The sequence below is a fragment of the Roseibium sp. AWQ4_290 genome, from assembly GCF_056160985.1.
Genome location: NZ_JBSWYG010000002.1, coordinates 121839 through 141536 on the forward strand (window position 1 = coordinate 121839; position 19698 = coordinate 141536).

The window sequence follows — 19698 nt, forward strand, 5'->3', positions numbered from 1 at the left end:
GTTTGCGGCCGAAAGTCTCCTTGACCTCCGACCCCGAACCCTCGTTATTTAAGGCTGAGCCTGTTTCTTTGAGAAGAAACAGAGGGGAAATACGCAAGAGGGCAGCCCTCAAGGTGGTGCCTTCTTCCCTGTGATCTCGCGCGGGCCTCCCAACCCTGTGGACCAGCCGCCGATTTGCGGTGGCACTTTGGGCCGGTAAGGGATAGTTCTGGTTTGAAGACCGGTGCTGCGGCGCCGAAGGCGCAGGCATGGACCTGAAAGGGGGGCACCGGATGGGGGACGCAGCCGAGCTTGACGTCACTGCCGTCCCGGGGCCTCAAATCCCCGTCCGGGACGGGGAGGAGCGTCTCAACCCCGCGTTTATTGCCGCCATTGAAACCGCGATTGAGGCGCAGGACCGCTTTGCGCTGAAAGAGCTGGCCGGGGATCTGCACGAAGCTGATACCGGCGACCTTCTGGAAACGTTGAGCGCCGATGAGCGGGCCGCGTTCATCCGGCTGCTTGGCGAAGAATTCGACTATACCGCCCTGACGGAGACCGACGAGGCGGTCCGCCTGCAGGTTCTGGAAGATCTGCCCAACGAGGTGATCGCCGAAGGGCTGGGCGAGCTCGATTCCGATGATGCGGTCTATATTCTGGAAGATCTGGATGCGGATGATCAGGCCGCGATCCTGGAAGAGCTGCCTTATGCGGACCGGGCGCAGCTGAAAAAGGCGCTGGATTATCCCGAAGACAGTGCTGGCCGGCGCATGCAGAGCGAATTCATCGCCGTTGCACCTTTCTGGACCGTGGGCCAGACCATTGACTACATGCGCGAAGCCCGCGATCTGCCGGACAGTTTTTACGAGATTTATGTGGTCGATCCGGCCTTCAAGCTGCTGGGTTCTGTGCATCTGGACAAGATCCTGCGCACCAAGCGGGCCGAGAAGGTGACCTCCATCATGGAGGAGACCCGGCAGGCTGTGCTGGCAACGGAAGACCAGGAAGAGGTGGCCCGCCGGTTCGAGCGCTACAATCTGGTGTCCTCCGCTGTGGTGGATGAGAACGAGCGCCTTGTGGGCGTTCTCACCGTCGACGACATTGTCGATGTCATTCAGGAAGAGGCAGAAGAGGACCTGCGCGCCCTGGCCGGGGTGGGCGATGAGGAAATTTCCGACAGCGTCGTCACCATTGCCCGCTCGCGCCTGACCTGGCTGGTGGTCAATCTGGGGACTGCCATTCTGGCCTCGGTCGTGATCGCGCTTTTTGAAGACACGATTGAAGCCATGGTGGCCCTGGCCGTACTGATGCCGATTGTCGCCTCCATGGGCGGGAATGCGGGTACTCAGACCATGACAGTGGCGGTGCGCGGCATTGCCACCCAGGAATTGAGCGCGCGCAACATGATGCGGGTGCTGAACCGTGAAATTCTGGTAAGCGCGCTGAATGGGGTGGCGCTGGCGGTGCTGATCGGTCTCACCGCCTGGCTCTGGTTTTCCAGCCCGGGCCTTGGCGTGGTGATTGCTGGGGCCATTATCATCAACATGCTGTTTGCCGGGCTTTCAGGGCTTTTGATCCCGATTGTTCTGGACCGGCTGAACGTCGATCCGGCTATTGCCTCCAGCGTGTTCGTGACCACGGTGACCGATGTGGTCGGCTTTTTTGCTTTTCTTGGCATCGCCGCTCTGTGGTTCGGCCTGCCGCTATAGGGCGCGCCGCATTCCGAGGGTTTCAGGCCAATTGTCTTTTGCGTTGAAATCCTTGATTTCAGAAAGCGAAAGGCAAATCCAATTCAACGCGATTTATTCTCAAGCTGCGCACAGGTTGCCTCTGCCGTTCTGCATGCGGTTCGGTCACGCGCCGCAGACAAACACTTTCTGGCGTTCACAGGCGGCAGTGCGGTGGTGTTAGGAGTTCCGGTCGGCTCCGTTGGAAAAGAGCGCCTGAAGGGCGTCAAGGTTTGGATAGGTGGCGAGCGCAATCAGATCCCAGTCCTCACCGCCGCTCAGAAAGGTTCCCCTGCACGGGGCCGCATAGGGGAAGCTGCAGCCGATATCGTCCATGTGAGGCATGCTCACGGCGCCATAGCTTGCAAACGCCTCCCGGCCGCTCACGCCCGCGCAGCCCTCGTCATAGGCGGCTTCGCGCGCAGTTTGAACAGATTGATCAAAGTGACAGCCTGGTCTGCAGCGCGGCTTAAATTTGCGCGCCATTGGCTCTCTTTTGTGCAAGTTCCGTCATGGCCGGTTCCATACCGCTGCGGGGCTTGAATAAATTTAGGCGAGAAATTTCGGGTTGGGACAGGCGCTGATCAGCGCCCGTCCTGTGTCCGCAGATTGTCCCGCAAGGTGATGATCTTCGCCTGTAGGTCCGTGACCTCTTCGATGGTCAGTCCGGTGGCGGAGAAAATGCAGCGGGCAAAGTCCTCTGTCTTCTTTTGCAGGGCGCGGCCCTTGCGGGTGAGTTTCAGGATCACCTGGCGCTCGTCCTTGGCGTTGCGCGTGCGCGTGAGCAGGCCCATGGCCTCCAGCCTTTTCAACAGCGGGGTCAGCGTGTTGGTGTCCAGCTGCAGCCGCGATGTGATCGCGCCAACCGGCACTTTGTTGGTCTCCCACAGAACCGTCATGGCCAGAAACTGCGGATAGGTGAGTCCGATCTCCTTCAAGAGCCCTTTATAGACGCCGTGCATGGCGTGGTTGGCGGAATAGAGGGCAAAACACAGGAAGCCTTCCAGAGACGCTGGTGCTCCGGTATCCAGCTCAGACGCAGCGGCATCCGCTTCGGCGTTCGGGCTGATGACGGCGTCCGGTGTGTTGACGGCAACGGTCTCAGCACCGGCGCGCGCGGTTTCATGCGCTCCATTGTCACCGGATTTGGCAGCGGCTTTGGGGGCTGGAGGCTTGGCTGTTTCAGGCGCGGCGGTGCCGGTTTCCAGGCGTTCCGGGGCTGGATCTTTGTGGGGAGGGGCGGCAGCAGCCTCTTCCGCAGTTCCTTTTGCAGCGGACGGGGCCACCGTCTTTGCCTTGTCCTTGCGGGCCGGGGCGGGCTTCTGCCTGTTTGGGGTCTCTTCGGGCGCCGACAATCCGATGGCGTCCAGCAGAGACATCTGGTCACTCGTCTCGTTCATAAGACACTTTATAAGTCGCGCGCGATATGGTCGCAACATATTGACGGCGGACCGAAGCGGGTTTATGTGAGTAAAATATATCGTGCACGATATAAATTGAAGCCGGGACGCGAACGGTGTCCTGGTGCAAGATCAAAACGGAGCTGTAAAAAATGCCAGTCGATGTTGTATATGAAACCCGCGCCCGGGCCACCGGCGGCCGGGATGGAACGGCGGAAACCTTGAGCGGATCTTTCAAGGTGACCCTGTCCACGCCGAAGGAACTGGGCGGTGCCGGCGGGCCGGGCAATAACCCGGAAGAACTCTTTGCTGCCGGATATGCGGCCTGTTTCATTGGCGCGCTGAAATTCGTTGCCGCTCAGGAAAAGAAGGCGGTTCCCGCTGAGACCTCAATCACCTCCACCGTGGGCATCGGTGCCAGATCGGAAGGCGGCTTCGGTCTTGCCGTGGCTCTGGACGTGTCCCTTCCGGGCGTTGAGCGGGCGGTGGCTGAAGATCTGGTGGCCAAGGCCCATCAGGTCTGCCCCTATTCCAATGCGACCCGGAACAATATTGACGTGCAGTTGACCGTCGCCTGAGGCAGCATTTCCCACGAGTTAAGACCTCCACGGCGCTGCGCGGAGCGCTTTGTGACAAGCCGCCTTGCCGGATTGCAGGGCGGCTTTTCCGCGTGGGCGATGGACGGGATGGGGAAATTCGGCAAGGATTGCAGGATGTTCAACTGCATTCCCGAAAACGGACGAGGCCCATGGCAACACCACCCCTGATCGATGGCATTCTGGAAACGGCGGTCTATGTGGATGACATGGACGCGGCCCATGAGTTCTATGCAAACGTGCTTGGTCTGAAGCGTATGGTGTCGGGAGACCGGCTCTATGCCTATGACGCAGGACCCGCGCAGGCCTTGCTTGTGTTTCACCGCGGCGCGACGGGAGACGATGTGGACACGCCGGGCGGGGTGGTGCCGGGCCATGATACGTCCGGGCACAGCCATTTCGCCTTCCGGGTGCGGGCTTCCCAGCTGGAGCCCTGGCGGGCCTACCTGACAGAGGCCGGCATTCCGCTCATCAGCGAAGTGACTTGGCCGGCGGGCGGAACCAGTCTTTATTTCAATGATCCGGACGGCAATGTTCTGGAACTTGCGGCCGCACCGCTCTGGCCGAATTACACCATCGAGACGTGAGCGGTTTGCCCTGCAGAGACACAGCCGTTCTTATCGTGATTTTTAAGACCTTTGCCGCATAGTCACACCTCCCAAAAGGGTGGGTGATCTTATGAATGTCTTGCAAGCGGTTTTCCGGGTTTTGTTTTATGGTGTGGTCGGATGCCTTATCTCGGCGGCTGGAGCTGCGTATTTCTTCATGAGCTGGGAACCGGACAGGGATGATTTTCCCCTTCGCGGCGTGGATGTGTCCCACCACCGTGGCGACATCGACTGGTCCAAGGTGGCCCAAAGCGATATCTCCTTTGCCTATATGAAGGCCAGCGAGGGGGGAGACTTCAAGGATGGCGCTTTTGCCCGCAACTGGGCAGGCGCCGGGGCGGCGGGGCTTGCGCGCGGTGCATATCATTATTTCAGCCTCTGTAAATCCGGCCGCCAGCAGGCGGAAAACTTTCTCTCTGTCCTGCCGGACGACCCGGACATGCTGGCGCCCGTGCTGGATCTGGAATTCACCGGCAACTGTGCAAAACGCCCACCGGTGGAGGTGGTTTTGCAGGACATTTCAGACTTTGTCCTGCGGGTGGAGCAGGCGAGGGGAAAGGAAGTCATTTTCTATGCGCCGGACGAGTTTTATCAGGTCTATCTGAAGGGGAAGGGGCTCAATCGGCGCCTGTGGGCGCGCTCCATCTGGCATTCACCCGCCTATACCAGGACCTGGACCCTTTGGCAGTATCAGGACCGGGGCATGGTGGACGGCATTTCCGGCTATGTCGATCTGAATGTGCTCAATGAGGGGGTGACGGTTTCGGATCTGAAATCTTGACCTTAATTGCTGAAAAATAAAATAAAAATCAGACATATTGACTTTAACGTAAAAAGCTTGAACTGTTCCCGCAACGAGGAGCGGGCATGCAGCGCTATTACACAATCACACAGCTGACCCAGGAATTTGACATCACGACACGGACCTTGCGCTTCTATGAAGCCCAGGAGCTGCTGGCGCCCCAAAGGCGTGGCCGTCAACGGCTCTATACGCCCGGGGACCGGACCCGCCTGAAGCTTATTCTCAGGGGCAAGAGGCTGGGTTTTTCCTTGAATGAAATCAAGGAAATGATCGAAATGTATGCCAGCTCGCCGGGGGAGAGCGGGCAATTGCGGCTGTTTCTGGAAAAAATCGCGCTCCGCCGGGCTGAGCTGATGGAAAAGCAGCGGGACATTGAGCTGACCCTTCTGGAGCTGGACGACGTTGAAGAGGGCGCCAGGGCCCGCATGGCGGAATTGCGCAGCCGCGCCCGGGTGGAGACTGAATGATGGATCTTGCCCCCAAAGACCCGGAGTGGGAACACAGGGTCAGAACAAGTTTTGCCGCTCAGGGCTTCATGCAGCATCTTGGTGCCGAGCTGGTCCATCTGGCGCCGGGCGGGGTCGATATCGAGCTGAAACGCTCTGATGTTCTGACCCAGCAGCATGGATTTTTCCATGCGGGGGCGACCTCGTCGATTGCCGACAGCGCTGCCGGCTATGCGGCCCTGACGCTGTTTGCGCCGGGCTGCGGGGTCTTGACCAGCGAATACAAGATCAACCTGCTCAATCCGGCCCGCCAGGCCGTGCTTCTGGCGAGAGGGCGGGTGATCAAGCCTGGCCGGACCTTGACCATTGCCAAGGCCGATGTCTACGGGCTGGACGAGGGACGTCAGGTCCATGTGGCGACCGGCCTGTTCACATTGGCCAATGTTTCAGGTGTGAAGGACTAAATGGAATGACTGACCTTTCGGTGCGGGCACTGACACGTGCGGATCAGGCCGCCTGGCGGGACCTCTGGCAGGGTTATCTTGCCTTTTATGAGCAGGACCTTCCCGGGGCCGTGACAGAGGAGCTGTTTGAACGCCTGCTCTCTCCAGAAGGCCACAGGGCTCTGGTGATTGAGGGCGCGGACGGGATTGCCGGTTTCGTGCATTACCTGTTTCACGACAACACCTGGTCCAGCGGGCAGAGCTGCTATCTGGAAGATCTTTATGTGAGCCCGGATGCGCGCGGTGGCGGTGCAGGCCGCAAGCTGATCGCTGCGGTTTACGCGGCCGCAGATGCCGAGCCGGGTGCCAGCGGCAAGGTCTACTGGCACACGGATAAGGACAACAAACGCGCGCAGGCGCTTTACAACCGCATCGGCGAGCTGACCGGCGACATTCGCTACAACCGTCCGGACAAGGATGGCCCCTGGGAGGAAATCACATGATCCGCAACGACTTTCCGTCTTTCAATTTCGATCTTGATGACACCGCGGACATGATCCGCGACACGGTCCGCTCCTACAGCCAGGACCGGATTGCGCCGCTGGCGGAAAAGATCGACCGGGACGACTGGTTCCCCCGTGAGCTGTGGCCGGAAATGGGCGAGCTTGGCCTTCATGGCATAACAGTGGAGGAAAGCTGGGGCGGAGCGGGCCTAGGTTATCTGGACCATTGCATTGCCATGGAAGAGATCAGCCGGGCCTCCGCATCCATTGGCCTGAGCTACGGCGCTCATTCCAATCTCTGTGTCAATCAGCTGCGCCGCTGGGGCAACGAGGACCAGAAGAACCGCTATCTCCGCAAGCTGATTTCAGGCGAGCATCTTGGGGCGCTCGCCATGTCCGAACCGGGGGCCGGGTCGGATGTGGTCTCCATGAAATTGCGGGCCGAGAAAAAGGGCGACCGTTATGTGCTTAATGGCTCCAAGATGTGGATCACCAATGGACCGTCCGCGGACACATTGATCATCTATGCCAAGACCGATCCGGCTGCGGGACCCAAGGGCATCACGGCGTTTCTGGTCGAAAGGGGATTTTCAGGATTTTCCGTTGCCCAGAAACTCGACAAGCTGGGCATGCGCGGGTCTGAAACCGGGGAACTCGTGTTTCAGGACTGCGAAGTGCCGGAAGAAAACGTGCTTGGGGAGGTCGGAAAGGGCGTTAATGTGCTCATGTCCGGCCTCGACTATGAGCGGGCGGTTCTGGCCGCCGGGGCCATCGGGATCATGCAGGCCGCCATGGATGTGGTCATTCCCTATGTCCATGAGCGCGAACAGTTCGGCCAGCCCATCGGAACGTTCCAGCTGGTGCAGGGCAAGGTCGCGGACATGTATGTGAGCATGAATGCCACCAAGGCCTATGTCTATGCGGTGGCCAAGGCCTGTGACCGTGGCGAGACCACGCGTGAAGACGCGGCCGGGGCGATCTTGTTTGCAGCGGAAAACGCCACCAAGAGCGCCCTTGATGCGATCCAGCTGCTGGGGGGCAACGGCTATATCAACGAATACCCGACCGGACGTCTGCTGCGCGATGCCAAGCTTTATGAAATCGGGGCGGGGACGTCTGAAATCCGGCGCATGCTGATCGGCCGGGAGATCTTCAACAAGACGTCATGAGCCGCCGGTATGGTCAGCTCTTTTCCTCGATTTGGAGCGGCCAATGGTAGCCAGCTGGTTTTCGCACAAGGTCCAAAAACGCCGGAGCGGCATAGAAGGAACAGGGCTTTTTGCGGCCAGCCGCATCGCGCCGGGGGAGCTGGTTGTGGTCAAGGGCGGCCATGTGTTCGACCGGGCCACCCGCGACAGGCTTGCGCGCACTCTTGGGCCGGCGGAAATTCAGATTGGCGACGATCTGTTCCTGGGACCGGTGACAGCCGCGGAGCGGGACGCCTCAATGATGTCTCTCAACCATTCCTGCGATCCGAATGTCGGCATCAAGGGCCAGATCTGCTTTCACGCCATGCGCCAGATCGAGGCCGGTGATGAGCTGACTTTTGATTATGCGACCGGGGACGATGATGACTGGCAGATGACCTGCGCCTGCGGGGCGGCGCTGTGCCGGGGAAAGGTGACGGGCCGGGACTGGAGGCGGCTGGAACTGCAAGAGCGCTATGCCGGCTGGTTTTCCAGCTATCTTCAAGTCAAACTTGACCCTCTGACTGAGAAAACATGAAACAGACCACGCTGCCCGCAAAACCCGATGCCAGATCTCCGGCAGGGGCTGAAATTCGTTTTATCATGGACGGGCCAACGGGCAACATGATCCATTCCACAGTGCCGCCGAGCCAGGTCAACCGGGCGACCCGGCACCAGACGGTCAACGAATTCTGGCACGTTCTGGAAGGCAGGGGGCAGGTCTGGCGGTCCTGCGGGGCGCAGGAGAGCATGGTTGACCTTCTGCCCGGCGTTTCGATCGACATTCCGGCCGGAACGGCCTTTCAATATCGATGCGAAGGCGAGACCGCTCTTAAATTCATCTGCATATCCATGCCGCCATGGCCGGGGGATCATGAAGCCGAATATGTTGACGGGATCTGGGAGCCTTTGCTGCAGAGCTGACGTGTCAACTGATCCCTGCAGGGGTCTGCCAGCGTAGAGAGGTTTTGAAGAGGAAACAGACGCTCACATGTCTAACAGCATTGCATTGGTGATTGGCGCCACGGGCGGGATCGGCTCCGCGCTGTGCCGGCACCTGGCCGGGACCGGGTGCTATGACGAGGTGACCGGCCTGTCCCGGGCATCGTCACCGCCCCTGGATCTTCTGGACGAGGCCAGTGTGGCGCTTTGGGCAGAGCGTGTTGCGGCTGGAAACGGAGAGCTGCGGCTGCTCTTCGATGCGACCGGGGCGCTGTCTCTTCCGGAAACCCGCCCGGAAAAGAGCTTGAGAGAAATTGCCCCGGACGCGATGGCGCAGTCTTTTGCCATCAATGCCATTGGTCCGGCTCTGCTGATGAAACACTTTCTGCCCCTGCTGCCGAAAGAGGGCCGCAGCCTGTTCGTCACCCTGTCTGCCAGGGTTGGATCGATTGGCGACAACCGGGCTGGGGGCTGGTATGCCTACAGGGCCTCCAAGGCGGCGCTCAATCAGCTTGTGCGCACGGCAGCCGTGGAACTGGCGCGCAAGACCCCTGAGGCCATTTGTGTGGCCCTGCATCCGGGCACTGTGCGCACGCCCTTGACCGAAGGTTTTTCCAAAACCGGCCTGGACGTTCAGGAGCCGGAAGAGGCTGCCAGCCGTCTGAGCGCGGTTCTTGATACACTGACCCCGATACAGAGCGGCGGTTTTTTCGATCATCACGGCAAGATCATCGATTGGTAGGCCTTGGACCTGTGGCCGAGAGAACGCCGCCAGGAGCGCGGCTTGCGGGACGGGGCGGAACTGGTGCAGGCTCTCGGGATCTTAATTCAGATTCGGACAACCCCCCTATGACCGGTGAAACCGATCTCAAAGCCCTCATTTCCCACATGCGGCCCATGCTCGATCCGGAGCCTTATGTGTTCTGCACCTTCGCAAATCTCGGATTTGAAGATCTGGCAGCGCATTCACCCGTGGGGCTGTTTGCGGAAACGGAAGGCACGACGGCCATCTTGCCTGTCAAGACAGCGCATGCGCTTGGTGTTGAGGAGGCGGAGTGGTTCCGGCGGATCACCCTGGCCGTGCATTCCTCTCTGGAAGCGGTTGGCCTGACAGCGGCTGTCGCAGCGGCGCTGGCGGAGGCGGGCATTCCGGCCAATGTGGTTGCCGCCTTTTTTCACGACCATGTTTTTGTGCCCAACGAGCAGGCGGAGAGGGCTCTTGCCGTGCTTCAGGACCTTTCGCGCCCGTCCGGTTAGCTGGCCGACCGCATGAGAGCCGGCCCAAGATTAGCGCTTGCAATTTGCGCTTTGGCTTCCCATTCCTAAGCATGGGCAATCAGAGGTTTCAGCATGAAGCGGGTGAAGCGGCGTCTGTCGGCAATCATGTGCGCAGATGTTGCACAATATTCGAAATTGATGGAGCGGGACGAGGACGGAACCCTTGACCGCCTCAAGGCCTGCCGATCTGTCATGTCCGCGCTGACAGAGCGCCACAATGGCCGGATCGTCAACACCTGGGGCGATGCGGTTATCATCGAATTCGTGTCGGTGATTGAAGCAGTACAATGTGCCGTTGATATTCAGAACGAATTGTCGCAGCGCAATTCGGATCTGCCGGACGGCGACCGGATGGATTTCCGGATCGGGATCAATCTCGGCGATATCATGGTTGAGGGCGATGACATCTACGGAGACGGGGTGAATGTGGCTGCCCGGCTGCAGCAGATTGCCAAGAAGGGCGGCATCATGCTGTCACAGTCGGTGTTTGAGCAGGTGAAAAACAAGGTGGCTCTGGGGTTCGACCCGCAAGGGCCCCAGCATGTGAAGAATGTCAGCGAACCGGTTGAAACCTATTCGGTGCGCCTCGGCGGACGCAATGCACCGGAGGCTCCACTGTCGTCCGGCCCGCTTGAGGAGGCGGGGCCAGCCTCTGACGGGCCGCCACCCCACCGGGGCTGGGACCCGGATGCCAGGGCGGCTGCCAACGGGTTTGAACAGGCGCGCCGCTGGATCCGCTCCCAGCCCCGCCGTGTGCGACGCTCCGTCTTCATGATCGGTGTTTTCTTTATTTTGAACCTGCTGACGTCTGGTCTGTCGAATTTGTGGTTTGTCTGGCCGTCGCTTCCCTTCGGTGTTTTTCTCCTGTGGCATCTTTTTGTAGGAAAGAAGGACGAGGGCTCCGCTGAGACTGATCCGAAGCAGGGGTAAAGGGGCAAGACCTATCGTGGCCGCTGTTCCCATTCTGATAACTGTTTTCAGGCTATTGAGAGTTTCAAGGTTTGCGAGTGACCGATACATCGCTTAAACATGGTTCCAAGTCGGGCAGCGCCGGTGTGTTGTCCCGTTCAAAAAAATGCCGGCCCGGCCGGCCCAACAGCCAAGGGAGCTTAATCCTGCGCATGAAAAATTATTCGACCACGGTGCCAGCCCGCCTCGATGATGATGACGAGGACAAGTCCAAGAGCCAGCCGTCGATCCAGGTCGACAAGCACCTGTTTGAAGCGCGCACGGTACTGATCACCGGTCCGGTGACCCAGGATATGGCACGCGACGTCTGCGCCCGTCTTCTGGCGCTGGCACAGGTTTCAAACGATCCGATCACCGTGATCGTGTCCTCTCCGGGCGGCCATGTTGAATCGGGTGACATGATCCACGACACGATCAAGTTCATTGCGCCTGAAGTGCGCATTCTCGGCATGGGCTGGGTCGCCAGCGCCGGGGCACTGATCTACGTGTCTGTTCCCAAGGACAAGCGCTTCTGCACCCCCAACACGCGTTTCCTTCTGCATCAACCCTCCGGCGGCGCCGGCGGCATGGCCACCGATATCGAAATCCAGGCCAAGGAGATCATCAAGATGCGGGACCGGCTGAACAAGATCTTTGCGGATGCCACCGGCCAGCCGATCGACCGGATCGAGAAGGATACGGACCGGGATTACTGGATGAGCCCGGAAGAAGGGATCAGCTATGGTCTTGTCGGCAAGGTCGTGACCAGCGTCGATGAACTCGGCTGACCGTCTCTTGAAAGCCATGCTTTGGGAAACGCCGGTGCTTTTGCACCGGCGTTTTCTTTTTTAAGCAAGGCGCATTTTACCCGAGATGCCTTTCGCTGCCTGATATTCAGGGCATTCGATGCAAAAGAAAAACGGTTTGAAGCGGTATGACCGCAGCACGCCTCAAGACGCAGTGGAGAGGGAGCTCCGGCTGGCGTCTGGCTTTTGAGCGCCTGGAGGGCGGCAGAGCGCTGGCGCGCTCCGCAAGGAAAGCCAGAATCCCGTCTCAGGCGGAGATCAAATCCGGTTCGACGGAATAGACCATGATCGGATCCACCGGTTTGGGATCGAGGACACGGGGGCGCAAGGTCTCCATGGAACGGCGTAGATCCGCTTCGTCGTTGGCGCATTTACGCCTTTCCAGAAAGACGCCGACCAGGTGGTCCACAAACCGTTCATACACATCCGGGCAGGTGCAGATCGGTGCCAGAAGCTGACAGATCGGCTTGCCCTCATAAGAGGGGGCCCCGCCCAGAAGAAAGATCAGGAACTCGATCAGATCATCTGAATGTTCCATTTCCGTCTTGAATGCAGAAACATCGAAATAAGGATCCTGATCAAGCCGGGTGTGCAGGTGCGGCAGCGCCCGCGACACCGCGTCACGTCCCCCGAGTTTCAAATAGAGTGTCATCTGACCAACCCTCGACTGTGCCTTTACGAAAACTACGCCCCCATATTGCCGTAGTTCGGCCCTTGCCCCTGTGACCTCGGTCACTGATCTTGTCTTTGTGAAATTAGACAAGGCTCTTCCGTATCTGAAGTAACCGGTGCTCCCGGATTCAACCGGTCTGCAACCCGCACTGGCGATCCAGATTCCCTGTAAAATATGACAGATTATTATCACATTTATTTCTGTGGTGTGACCATTAAACTTATGGATTATCAGCGGTTTTGACTTTATATTTCTCGTTGGAAAAATTTGTATAACTTCAGAAATACAAGAGGATTTCGCCTGTTTGATCCTTTTTTGTTTCTAAAAATAATCTTGAATATTTCTAAAACAGAAATTTAAAGGGTTGTCATGAAATCGGCTACTTAGTGGCTTCTTGTCATTTGACAGAATTTGTCGGTAATCGGGTCGCCTGGGTGTTCTTCTATCTTTCAAAAATCGGCTATTTTTTAATTCAGCCGTCCAACTTTCTCATTGTTCTGTCCCTATCAGGGCTGCTGTTTGCGTCCCTGGGGATTCGGCGCTCTGGTGCCTTGCGCCTAGCGCTTTTTGGGATTGGCGGGCTGGCCTTTGCCGGTCTGTCGCCTGCTGCCAACTGGCTTATTCTGCCCCTTGAAGAACGGTTCTCCAGGCCCGCCACCTTAGAGGGCTATGACGGCATCATCGTGCTGGGGGGCGCTGTCGATACAGTTGTCACCGGCGGCCGCGGCGATACGGCCCTGACCACGTCAGGGGAACGGCTCACGATTGCGGCACGGCTGGCGCGGCACCTGCCCGGAGCCCAGTTGATCCATACCGGAGGCAAGGGGGTGATCGTGTCGTCGCAGGCCACAGAAGCGGAAGGGGCTGCGCGGCTCTTTGAGGATTTCGGCATTCCTGCGAACCGGGTTCTGTTGGAAGATGCTGCGCGTAACACCTGGGAAAACGCGGTCCTGACCCGCAAGCGAGTCCAGCCCAGGCCGGGGCAGAGATGGCTTCTGGTGACCTCCGCCTACCATATGCCCCGGGCAATGGGAGTTTTTGAGCAGGCGGGCTGGACCGGCGTGACCGCATATCCAGTTGATTATAGAACCCGCGGCCTCGAAGACAGGGGCCTCGGCTTTACCGGCGTGTCCAAAGGTCTGCGGCGTTTTGATCTTGCGTTTCGGGAATGGGCCGGGCTGCTGGCCTACTGGATGACGGACCGCACACCGCAGCTGTTTCCCGGCCCCTGACGTGTCCTTTGGGCGCTGATGAACTGGCGGCAGGCCAAAGCTGCATAGCTGCTCCGCAGCGCTGCCCTCTTTTTTCGGAGGGGCATCAGCCCCATATGCACCGGAAATGACCGGGCAGGGTGTGCCCGGTGAAGGCAGCAGGGAAGGGACGTGGGCTGATGGTCCTCGAAGCGCCGCTTGTTTCGGCAAACATAGTGCAGTGGCTTTACAGCGATGCGCCGCAGCTTGCGGGCACCCTGGAGATTGTCTGTGACCTGGGTGAACGTTTGCGCGCGGGCCATGTTCCTGTTGACCGTGTGACAACCGGCATCTGGATTGTGCACCCGAATGTTCAGGCAGAAGCCTCGATCTGGTCGAGTGACGGGACCAGTGAGCTGATCCGCTACACCAAGGACATCAAATCCGATACGGACTATAACAGCAGTCCGGTCAAGCAGGTGCACGAGACCTTGCAGCCGGTGCGGGTGGAGATGGCCCGCGATCCGGAGGCCTCCAGAGCCTTTCCTGTGACCGAGACGCTTTTTCACACAGGCTTCACTGACTATATCGCCCTGCCGATGCTGTTTTCCGACGGGTCCGTGAAAACGGCGACCTTTGCCACAAAGGCTCCGGGCGGGTTCTCCAGCGCGCATATCAGCGTGTTTGAATCTTTGCTGCGGCCGCTGGCTCTTGTGTGCGAGCTGAAGACCCTCAAGCGGACGGCCGAAACCGTGCTCGACACCTATGTCGGTCCGCGGGCCGCATCCAGAGTTCTTCATGGCACCACGCGGCGCGGTGAGGGCGAATGGATCAAGGCCGTGGTTAGCTTTGCTGATATTCGCGGCTTCACCCGGCTTTCCAACCGGCTTCCCGCAGACAGGATTGTGCAGTTCCTGAACAAATATTTCGGGGCCATGACCAGCGCCGTAGAAGCCCATGGGGGCGAGGTGCTCAAATATATCGGCGATGAGGTCATGGCGATCTTCCCCTATGAAACAGAGGAAGAAGCCAGGCATGCATCCAAACAGGCCCTTATGGCAGCCCGGGACACGCTCCGCCGGATCGAGACGATCAACGGCGCGAATACCTGCGCAGATACGCCGGATCTCAGTGTCGGCATCGCTCTGCATGCGGGCGATGTGTTTTATGGCAATGTGGGCAGTGAAACCCGCCTTGATTTCACCGTTGTCGGGCCGGTCGTCAATCTGGCGGCCCGGATCGCCGAACTGGCCAAAGATCTCCAACGCGAAGTGCTGGTGTCCGACGCACTCTCCGACATCATGGGGTGCCGGTCCGGGCTGTTCGGCCGTTATGAGGTCAAGGGCTTCGATGAGCCGGTTGCGGTCTATTCGCCGGATTTGCTGAGGGACGACGGGCTGGGATATTGCCCGGACACAACGGCTGAGCGGGCGCGCGAGAAAAACTGACGCCTGAGCAGGACAACCAGAACGGCCAGCGTGGTGCCTGCAAAGACAAGCGGTCCGGCAAACCAGCCCAGAAATCCGATCGCAAAAAAGAGCGCCCGCTGGCCACGGTTGAAGTGGCGTCCGGCCAGCACGTTCATGTCCCCGGCCTGACTAGCAATGGTACGGATCTCTTCCTGCGGGGCCTGATCCCGGTCCGGCACCGCGCCCATGATGATGCTGGCATAGTTGAACAGCCTGTAGGCCCAACCGAATTTGAAAAAGCCGTAGGCAAGAATCAGCATCAGGCCCAGAACCTTGATTTCCCAGATGGCCCGGCTGCTTTCGACTGGAATGGACAGGTCGCCGGCGATCTGCACGATCCGGTCGGTGGCCTCCAGAAGGGCGAAGCCGCCGCCAATGGCAAGCAGGGCGGTTGAGGCGAAAAACGCTGTTCCCTGCTGCAATCCTGACATGATCGACGTGTCCATGATGCGCACCTCCCGCTGGCACATAGAGATCATCCAGCTGCGGCGGTACTCGTCCATGGCACTGGACAGGGTTTTCTTGCGCAGCGGGCTGACATCCACGATCAGATTGAATCCGAACCAGGCAAACAGGAACCAGGCCGCAGCCGCCAGATCCAGCGCAGAAAGAACATGCATTTGAAACCCTTTTTCAGTCGGGACCTGTTTTTCCTCAGCATAAGCGGCTGAAATACGGAAGGGAATTCTGGTCTGCAAAATTGTCGGGTCAGTTGCTCTATTTTTGCGCTTGCGAAAAGGTAAGGGATCGTTTACCTCCTCGCCTCAATGGCGCCTCATTTCAATTCGCAGGGGACTGGCGCCTTACAAAAAAGTGTAGGGTTTTAATGGACGAAAACGTGCAGAAGTCTTGTTGGAGCGTCACTCTTTGGACTGTCGCTGCAGTTGGTCTCGCTTTGACGATGATCCTCCTGTTCAACGATGCCGATGGCGCACAACAAGCCGTCGCCGCAGCCAACTAACGGCAAGCGGGACGTTGTCACGCAAGGGCGCAGCCAGGAGCTGCGCCTTTTTCATGTCAAAAGCCCTGTTCTTGCTCAAATGTCCCGGCAGAGGGCCTGTCAGCCGGGCCGAAAACCTGCCGGAATTCCATCTGCCGGACGATGATTTTGCCACCCGGATAGCTGATCAGGAACCCTGTATAGGCCTCTGGGCCGACCGGCATCAGCACCAGCCGGGCAAGGCCGGCTCCTGGCCAGGCGACCTCTGCACCCCAAGCCGGAAGACTGCTGTCTGCCAGGGCGCTGTTCAAGGCGGCGATGTCGGAATGGTGCAGGATCTCAGCGTCCCGCGCCGTCCATTCCAGTCCGTCCAGACCTTTTGGGAGTGCGAACAAGGTAATCTTTGTGCCATTGATCGCAAGCTGCAGGCTGTCCTCTGTCTGCTGACTGATTGTGGCCTGTCCGATCCGCCTGTCACGGGCAATCGGGCGCCGGTGGCCGTCTTCTTCGGAAAACCCTGTGGTGTTGACCACCTTGAAGGCGCCAAGCGGTGGGGGCTCTGCTGCCAAAACAGGCAGAGCCGTCAGCGTCAGAAACAGAAAACTTGCAATAAGCCGGGTCATTCACGCAGTCCGATGAAACGTTTGGCCTATTTTAACGGCTGAGGAATTGAAAAAGTCTTTGCCGTTGATCCGCAAACGCTCCGGTGGTGTCGGGACTATCTGGACAGGTTCACAACCAGATCTTCGATCGTGGGGCTTTCCGGACGCCAACCCGTTGTGCGCTGTGCGCGGGCCGTGTCGACCTGCTGGGACAGGGCGTAGCCGGCGCTCCAGTCCGTGTCTGGCGGGCTGCCTTGCGGGGCGGGGATGGTTTCGATGTCCAGGGGCTGGCCATGGCGGGCCGAAATGTGGGCGGCCAGATGGCCGACGGAGATGCCGGAAATGCTGCTGGCGATCAGGCTCATGCGGAAGCGGGCCTGTCTGAGGGCAAGCCCATAGAGTGCAGCAAGATCGGTGACGTCCACAAGCGGCCATGAAGTGCCCGGCGCAGCGCGGGTCCTGAATGGGGCGCCCACCTTGAGAGCCCTGGTCATTTCGGCAATTGGACCGGCGGCCCGGCTGCAGGCCAGAGCCGGGTGTAGCACAACCAGATTGAGATCCGTACCATGGGACAGGGTCCGGATTGTTTCGGCCATGTAGCGGAAGGCGGGCAAGGGGGAAAAGGGTGTTTTTTCGCTCAACCGTTCTGCGGCACGGGTCTCGGGAAACAGCCAGATACCGCCGGTATAAATCAGTTTCAAAGGTTGTTTGCGGTGTTTGGCAGCCTGTTTAAGGGCCAGCATTGCAAGCCGGTCGATCCGGCCCATTTCGCTTGAGAAGGTTGCACCCGCATGGATGACCGCATCGCAGGACGCGGCCCGGCTGACCCAGCCGTCGGGCGCCTCCAGGTCCCCGGGAAAAGCGCTGGCGCCCAGAGCTCTCAGCCTTTCAGCCGCATCGTCCGACCGGGCCAGGGCGATGACCCGGACGTCCTGCGAGATGAGATGGTTTACGATTGCGGCGCCGATCGTGCCGGTGCCGCCGGTCACAAAAACGTCCATGTCAGCACAGAACGCGTTTCGGTCCCAAGGCGCAAGCCTTGAAAGAAAAAGCGCTTGAACAATCCACCGGCCTTTGCACCGCTTTCACCCTGTCTGCTTGACGTTGCCTTCAGGCCTGATACGTCAGAAGGATGACCTTGCATCTGGTAAAATTATGTGTGGGCGCAGACAGCGCTGAGTCCCTTCAGGCATGGATCGATTTCCGGGTTGAGCAGGCACGCCTGGCCGGGCTTGAGGAGGTTACCACACATACGACCCGCATGGTGCCGACACGCAAGGATGAGCTTCTGGATGGCGGTTCGCTCTATTGGGTGATCAAGGGCAAGATCCAGGCGCGCCAGCATCTGATTGATATCCGCCCATTCACCGACGACGCCGGGATCAAGCGCTGCGATCTGGTGCTGGAGCCCCGGCTGATCCTAACCCGGTATCAGCCGAAACGCCCGTTCCAGGGCTGGCGGTATCTGAAGCCGGAGGAGGCTCCGGCCGATATGCGCGCGGCCGGAGATACGGCGGCGATGCCGGAGGCCATGCGCCGCGACCTTGCGGAGCTTTGCCTGCTTTAAAGCCTGCGTCTGGTCTGGCCCGCGCAGACGGCTGGCGCTTTGGACCCGGCAACCTTGCCAAATGGTTCTTGGGGAACCACTTTCAAGGACGGAGCGTTCAAGACGAGGGCAGGACGGATGGCCACAAAGCGTCGAGAGGGAACAGCGGAGATGCCGGTCCGGCAGCACGGCGGTTTGGCGTCGAGCCAGGACGATATCTCGGCCTTTCTGCAAAAGGTTCAGGACACCGAAGCGCTGGCCGCTGCGAGCCGGACAGCGCCCGGCGGGCGTCTGGTGTTTGCGCTGGACGCGACCATGAGCCGCCAGCCTACCTGGGACAGGGCGTGCCACATTCAGGCCGAAATGTTTCAAGAAGCCGGTCGGATCGGTGGCCTCAGGATCAAGCTGGTTTATTTTCGCGGCTTTCGCGAATGCAAGGCCTCCAGATGGTTCGAGCGCAGTGAGGATCTGGCCCGGGCGATGGGGCGGATCTCGGTGCAGGGCGGGCGCACACAGATCGGCAAGGTTCTGACCGCAGCCTTGAAGGCGGCGGAGGAGGACAGAATTGCGGGTCTCGTCTATGTCGGCGACTGCATGGAAGAAGATGTCGATGTCCTGTGTGACAAGGCCGGGCAGCTGGGGCTCCTGGGAGTGCCGGTCTTCGTGTTTCAGGAGGGGCGTGATCCGGTGGCCGAACAGGCCTTCCGTGAAATCGCGCGTTTGACCAAAGGGGCCTATTGCCCCTTTGATGCAGGATCGGCCGGGCAACTGGCCGAGCTCTTGAAAGCGGTTGCCGTATATGCCAGTGGCGGCTCACAAGCGCTGCAGGCGTTGGAAAAGAAAGGCGGGCAGGGGGCCCGTCTGCTGTTGCAGCAAATCAAATCTGGCTGATGATCTATATTCTTTTTGGCGTGTTTGTGCTCGGCGCGGTGCTTTATGGACTGCGCAGCTTCGTACAGGCGAATCCGGCGGACCTTGCCCGCAAGATCCGGATATATGGCGGGATCGGGCTTCTGCTTCTGGGGGGGCTGTTTGCCCTGACCGGCCGGTTTCTGTTTGCCCTCCCGGCCCTTGGTCTTGGCCTGTCGCTGCTGGGAATTGCCGGGTTTAGAGGCGTGAGCGGTGGTTACAGGGCGTCCAAGTCGGCCGGGCAGACCTCGCGAGTGCGCACAGCCATGGTCGAAATGGAGCTGGATCACGACACGGGTGAAATGACCGGTCTGATCCTGGCCGGCGGCTTTCAGGGCCGCAGGCTGGATGCGCTGAGCGAGCCGGAGCTAGAGGCTTTTTGGGGAGAAACGGCTCAGGACGACCAGAGCCGCAAATTAGTCGAAGCTTATCTCGACCGCAGGCTTGCCGGCTGGCGTGAACACTTCCAGACGGATGGAGCACAGGGGCAGGGAAGCCCGGCGGGCTCTGGCCCCATGACAGATGAGGAGGCCTACGAGATCCTGGGGCTTTCGCCCAATGCCGGGGACGCGGAAATTCGAGCCGCGCATCGCAGGCTTATGATGCGGGTGCACCCCGACAGGGGAGGTTCCGGTTTCCTCGCGGCGAAAATCAACGAGGCTAAAGACACGCTTCTCAGAGGACATTGACGGCATCCGTTACGC

General features: G+C 59.5%; 25 protein-coding genes. 19 read left to right on the forward strand and 6 right to left on the reverse strand.

All coding sequences use genetic code 11. From position 1 onward, the window contains the following. The first annotated feature begins 272 nt into the window (after positions 1-272). A complete protein-coding gene (gene mgtE, locus ACXAH0_RS02810; protein ID WP_475178105.1) occupies positions 273-1688 on the forward strand; it encodes a magnesium transporter in 1416 nt (471 codons plus the stop codon). Between the two features lie 198 nt (positions 1689-1886). Here the strand turns inward: mgtE and ACXAH0_RS02815 are convergent, their stop codons facing one another. Then, on the reverse strand, positions 1887-2192 hold the full coding sequence (locus ACXAH0_RS02815; RefSeq protein ID WP_475188893.1) for a hypothetical protein: 306 nt from the start codon (positions 2190-2192) through the stop codon (positions 1887-1889). Positions 2193-2290: 98 nt separating this feature from the next. Then, on the reverse strand, positions 2291-3106 hold the full coding sequence (locus tag ACXAH0_RS02820; protein ID WP_475188897.1) for a MarR family winged helix-turn-helix transcriptional regulator: 816 nt from the start codon (positions 3104-3106) through the stop codon (positions 2291-2293). Positions 3107-3258: 152 nt separating this feature from the next. Here ACXAH0_RS02820 and ACXAH0_RS02825 point away from each other — a divergent pair, with 152 nt between their 5' ends. From ACXAH0_RS02825 to ACXAH0_RS02885, 13 genes are all read left to right on the forward strand, one after another. Next, on the forward strand, positions 3259-3684 hold the full coding sequence (locus ACXAH0_RS02825; protein ID WP_475178098.1) for an organic hydroperoxide resistance protein: 426 nt from the start codon (positions 3259-3261) through the stop codon (positions 3682-3684). A 170-nt stretch (positions 3685-3854) separates the two neighbouring features. After that, positions 3855-4289, forward strand: a complete 435-nt coding sequence (locus tag ACXAH0_RS02830) for a VOC family protein (RefSeq protein ID WP_475188899.1) — start codon at positions 3855-3857, stop codon at positions 4287-4289. A gap of 178 nt (positions 4290-4467) precedes the next feature. Then, the gene (locus ACXAH0_RS02835; protein ID WP_475188901.1) at positions 4468-5091 is read left to right on the forward strand and encodes a GH25 family lysozyme; all 624 of its coding nucleotides are present in this window, start codon (positions 4468-4470) and stop codon (positions 5089-5091) included. Between the two features lie 86 nt (positions 5092-5177). Then, positions 5178-5579, forward strand: coding sequence for a MerR family transcriptional regulator (locus ACXAH0_RS02840; protein WP_475178087.1), 402 nt, complete (start codon positions 5178-5180; stop codon positions 5577-5579). Next, entirely contained in the window at positions 5579-6022 is a 444-nt protein-coding gene (locus ACXAH0_RS02845) for a PaaI family thioesterase (protein ID WP_475189200.1), read from the forward strand. The genes ACXAH0_RS02840 and ACXAH0_RS02845 overlap by 1 nt, the downstream gene beginning before the upstream one ends. Positions 6023-6027: 5 nt before the next feature. Then, positions 6028-6504 (forward strand): N-acetyltransferase family protein, encoded by a 477-nt coding sequence (locus ACXAH0_RS02850; RefSeq protein WP_475188904.1) that lies wholly within the window; start codon positions 6028-6030, stop codon positions 6502-6504. Beyond that, positions 6501-7673 carry an isovaleryl-CoA dehydrogenase gene (locus tag ACXAH0_RS02855; protein ID WP_475188906.1) on the forward strand — a complete coding sequence of 391 codons (1173 nt, stop codon included), beginning with the start codon at positions 6501-6503 and terminating at the stop codon, positions 7671-7673. The genes ACXAH0_RS02850 and ACXAH0_RS02855 overlap by 4 nt, the downstream gene beginning before the upstream one ends. 43 nt (positions 7674-7716) lie before the next feature. After that, positions 7717-8229: an SET domain-containing protein gene (locus ACXAH0_RS02860; RefSeq protein WP_475188908.1), complete on the forward strand. Its 513-nt coding sequence runs from the start codon at positions 7717-7719 to the stop codon at positions 8227-8229. Then, on the forward strand, positions 8226-8615 hold the full coding sequence (locus ACXAH0_RS02865) for a cupin domain-containing protein (RefSeq protein WP_475188910.1): 390 nt from the start codon (positions 8226-8228) through the stop codon (positions 8613-8615). The genes ACXAH0_RS02860 and ACXAH0_RS02865 overlap by 4 nt, the downstream gene beginning before the upstream one ends. Positions 8616-8682: 67 nt before the next feature. After that, positions 8683-9375 (forward strand): SDR family oxidoreductase, encoded by a 693-nt coding sequence (locus ACXAH0_RS02870; RefSeq protein ID WP_475188912.1) that lies wholly within the window; start codon positions 8683-8685, stop codon positions 9373-9375. Between the two features lie 107 nt (positions 9376-9482). Next, positions 9483-9890 carry an ACT domain-containing protein gene (locus ACXAH0_RS02875; protein ID WP_475178056.1) on the forward strand — a complete coding sequence of 136 codons (408 nt, stop codon included), beginning with the start codon at positions 9483-9485 and terminating at the stop codon, positions 9888-9890. 93 nt (positions 9891-9983) lie between these two features. Then, positions 9984-10841 carry an adenylate/guanylate cyclase domain-containing protein gene (locus tag ACXAH0_RS02880; protein ID WP_475188914.1) on the forward strand — a complete coding sequence of 286 codons (858 nt, stop codon included), beginning with the start codon at positions 9984-9986 and terminating at the stop codon, positions 10839-10841. A gap of 191 nt (positions 10842-11032) precedes the next feature. Further along, positions 11033-11647: an ATP-dependent Clp protease proteolytic subunit gene (locus tag ACXAH0_RS02885; protein WP_475178047.1), complete on the forward strand. Its 615-nt coding sequence runs from the start codon at positions 11033-11035 to the stop codon at positions 11645-11647. Between the two features lie 265 nt (positions 11648-11912). On the opposite strand, the gene ACXAH0_RS02890 is transcribed toward ACXAH0_RS02885, so the two are convergent. Then, positions 11913-12317 carry a globin domain-containing protein gene (locus ACXAH0_RS02890; RefSeq protein ID WP_475178039.1) on the reverse strand — a complete coding sequence of 135 codons (405 nt, stop codon included), beginning with the start codon at positions 12315-12317 and terminating at the stop codon, positions 11913-11915. A gap of 572 nt (positions 12318-12889) precedes the next feature. On the opposite strand from ACXAH0_RS02890, the gene ACXAH0_RS02895 reads away from it, so the two are divergent. Together ACXAH0_RS02895 and ACXAH0_RS02900 are read left to right on the forward strand one after the other, a co-directional pair. Next, positions 12890-13570, forward strand: coding sequence for a YdcF family protein (locus ACXAH0_RS02895; protein ID WP_475178034.1), 681 nt, complete (start codon positions 12890-12892; stop codon positions 13568-13570). Positions 13571-13728: 158 nt separating this feature from the next. Beyond that, positions 13729-14976, forward strand: coding sequence for an adenylate/guanylate cyclase domain-containing protein (locus ACXAH0_RS02900; RefSeq protein WP_475188918.1), 1248 nt, complete (start codon positions 13729-13731; stop codon positions 14974-14976). On the opposite strand, the gene ACXAH0_RS02905 is transcribed toward ACXAH0_RS02900, so the two are convergent. From ACXAH0_RS02905 to ACXAH0_RS02915, 3 genes are all read right to left on the reverse strand, one after another. Next, on the reverse strand, positions 14895-15617 hold the full coding sequence (locus tag ACXAH0_RS02905; protein WP_475178027.1) for a DUF599 domain-containing protein: 723 nt from the start codon (positions 15615-15617) through the stop codon (positions 14895-14897). The two genes, ACXAH0_RS02900 and ACXAH0_RS02905, sit on opposite strands and share 82 nt — an antisense overlap. 397 nt (positions 15618-16014) lie before the next feature. Next, complete coding sequence (locus tag ACXAH0_RS02910) at positions 16015-16560, reverse strand: hypothetical protein (RefSeq protein WP_475188922.1); 546 nt, start codon at positions 16558-16560, stop codon at positions 16015-16017. Between the two features lie 95 nt (positions 16561-16655). Continuing rightward, positions 16656-17540, reverse strand: coding sequence for an NAD(P)H-binding protein (locus ACXAH0_RS02915; RefSeq protein ID WP_475178021.1), 885 nt, complete (start codon positions 17538-17540; stop codon positions 16656-16658). A 131-nt stretch (positions 17541-17671) separates the two neighbouring features. On the opposite strand from ACXAH0_RS02915, the gene ACXAH0_RS02920 reads away from it, so the two are divergent. The 3 genes from ACXAH0_RS02920 (at position 17672) to ACXAH0_RS02930 (ending at position 19683) form a co-directional block, all read left to right on the forward strand. Further along, the gene (locus tag ACXAH0_RS02920) at positions 17672-18106 is read left to right on the forward strand and encodes a DUF1489 family protein (RefSeq protein ID WP_475188923.1); all 435 of its coding nucleotides are present in this window, start codon (positions 17672-17674) and stop codon (positions 18104-18106) included. A gap of 117 nt (positions 18107-18223) precedes the next feature. Next, positions 18224-18976 carry a vWA domain-containing protein gene (locus ACXAH0_RS02925; protein WP_475178015.1) on the forward strand — a complete coding sequence of 251 codons (753 nt, stop codon included), beginning with the start codon at positions 18224-18226 and terminating at the stop codon, positions 18974-18976. Further along, positions 18976-19683 carry a DnaJ domain-containing protein gene (locus tag ACXAH0_RS02930; protein ID WP_475178012.1) on the forward strand — a complete coding sequence of 236 codons (708 nt, stop codon included), beginning with the start codon at positions 18976-18978 and terminating at the stop codon, positions 19681-19683. The genes ACXAH0_RS02925 and ACXAH0_RS02930 overlap by 1 nt, the downstream gene beginning before the upstream one ends. Positions 19684-19698: the final 15 nt, after the last annotated feature.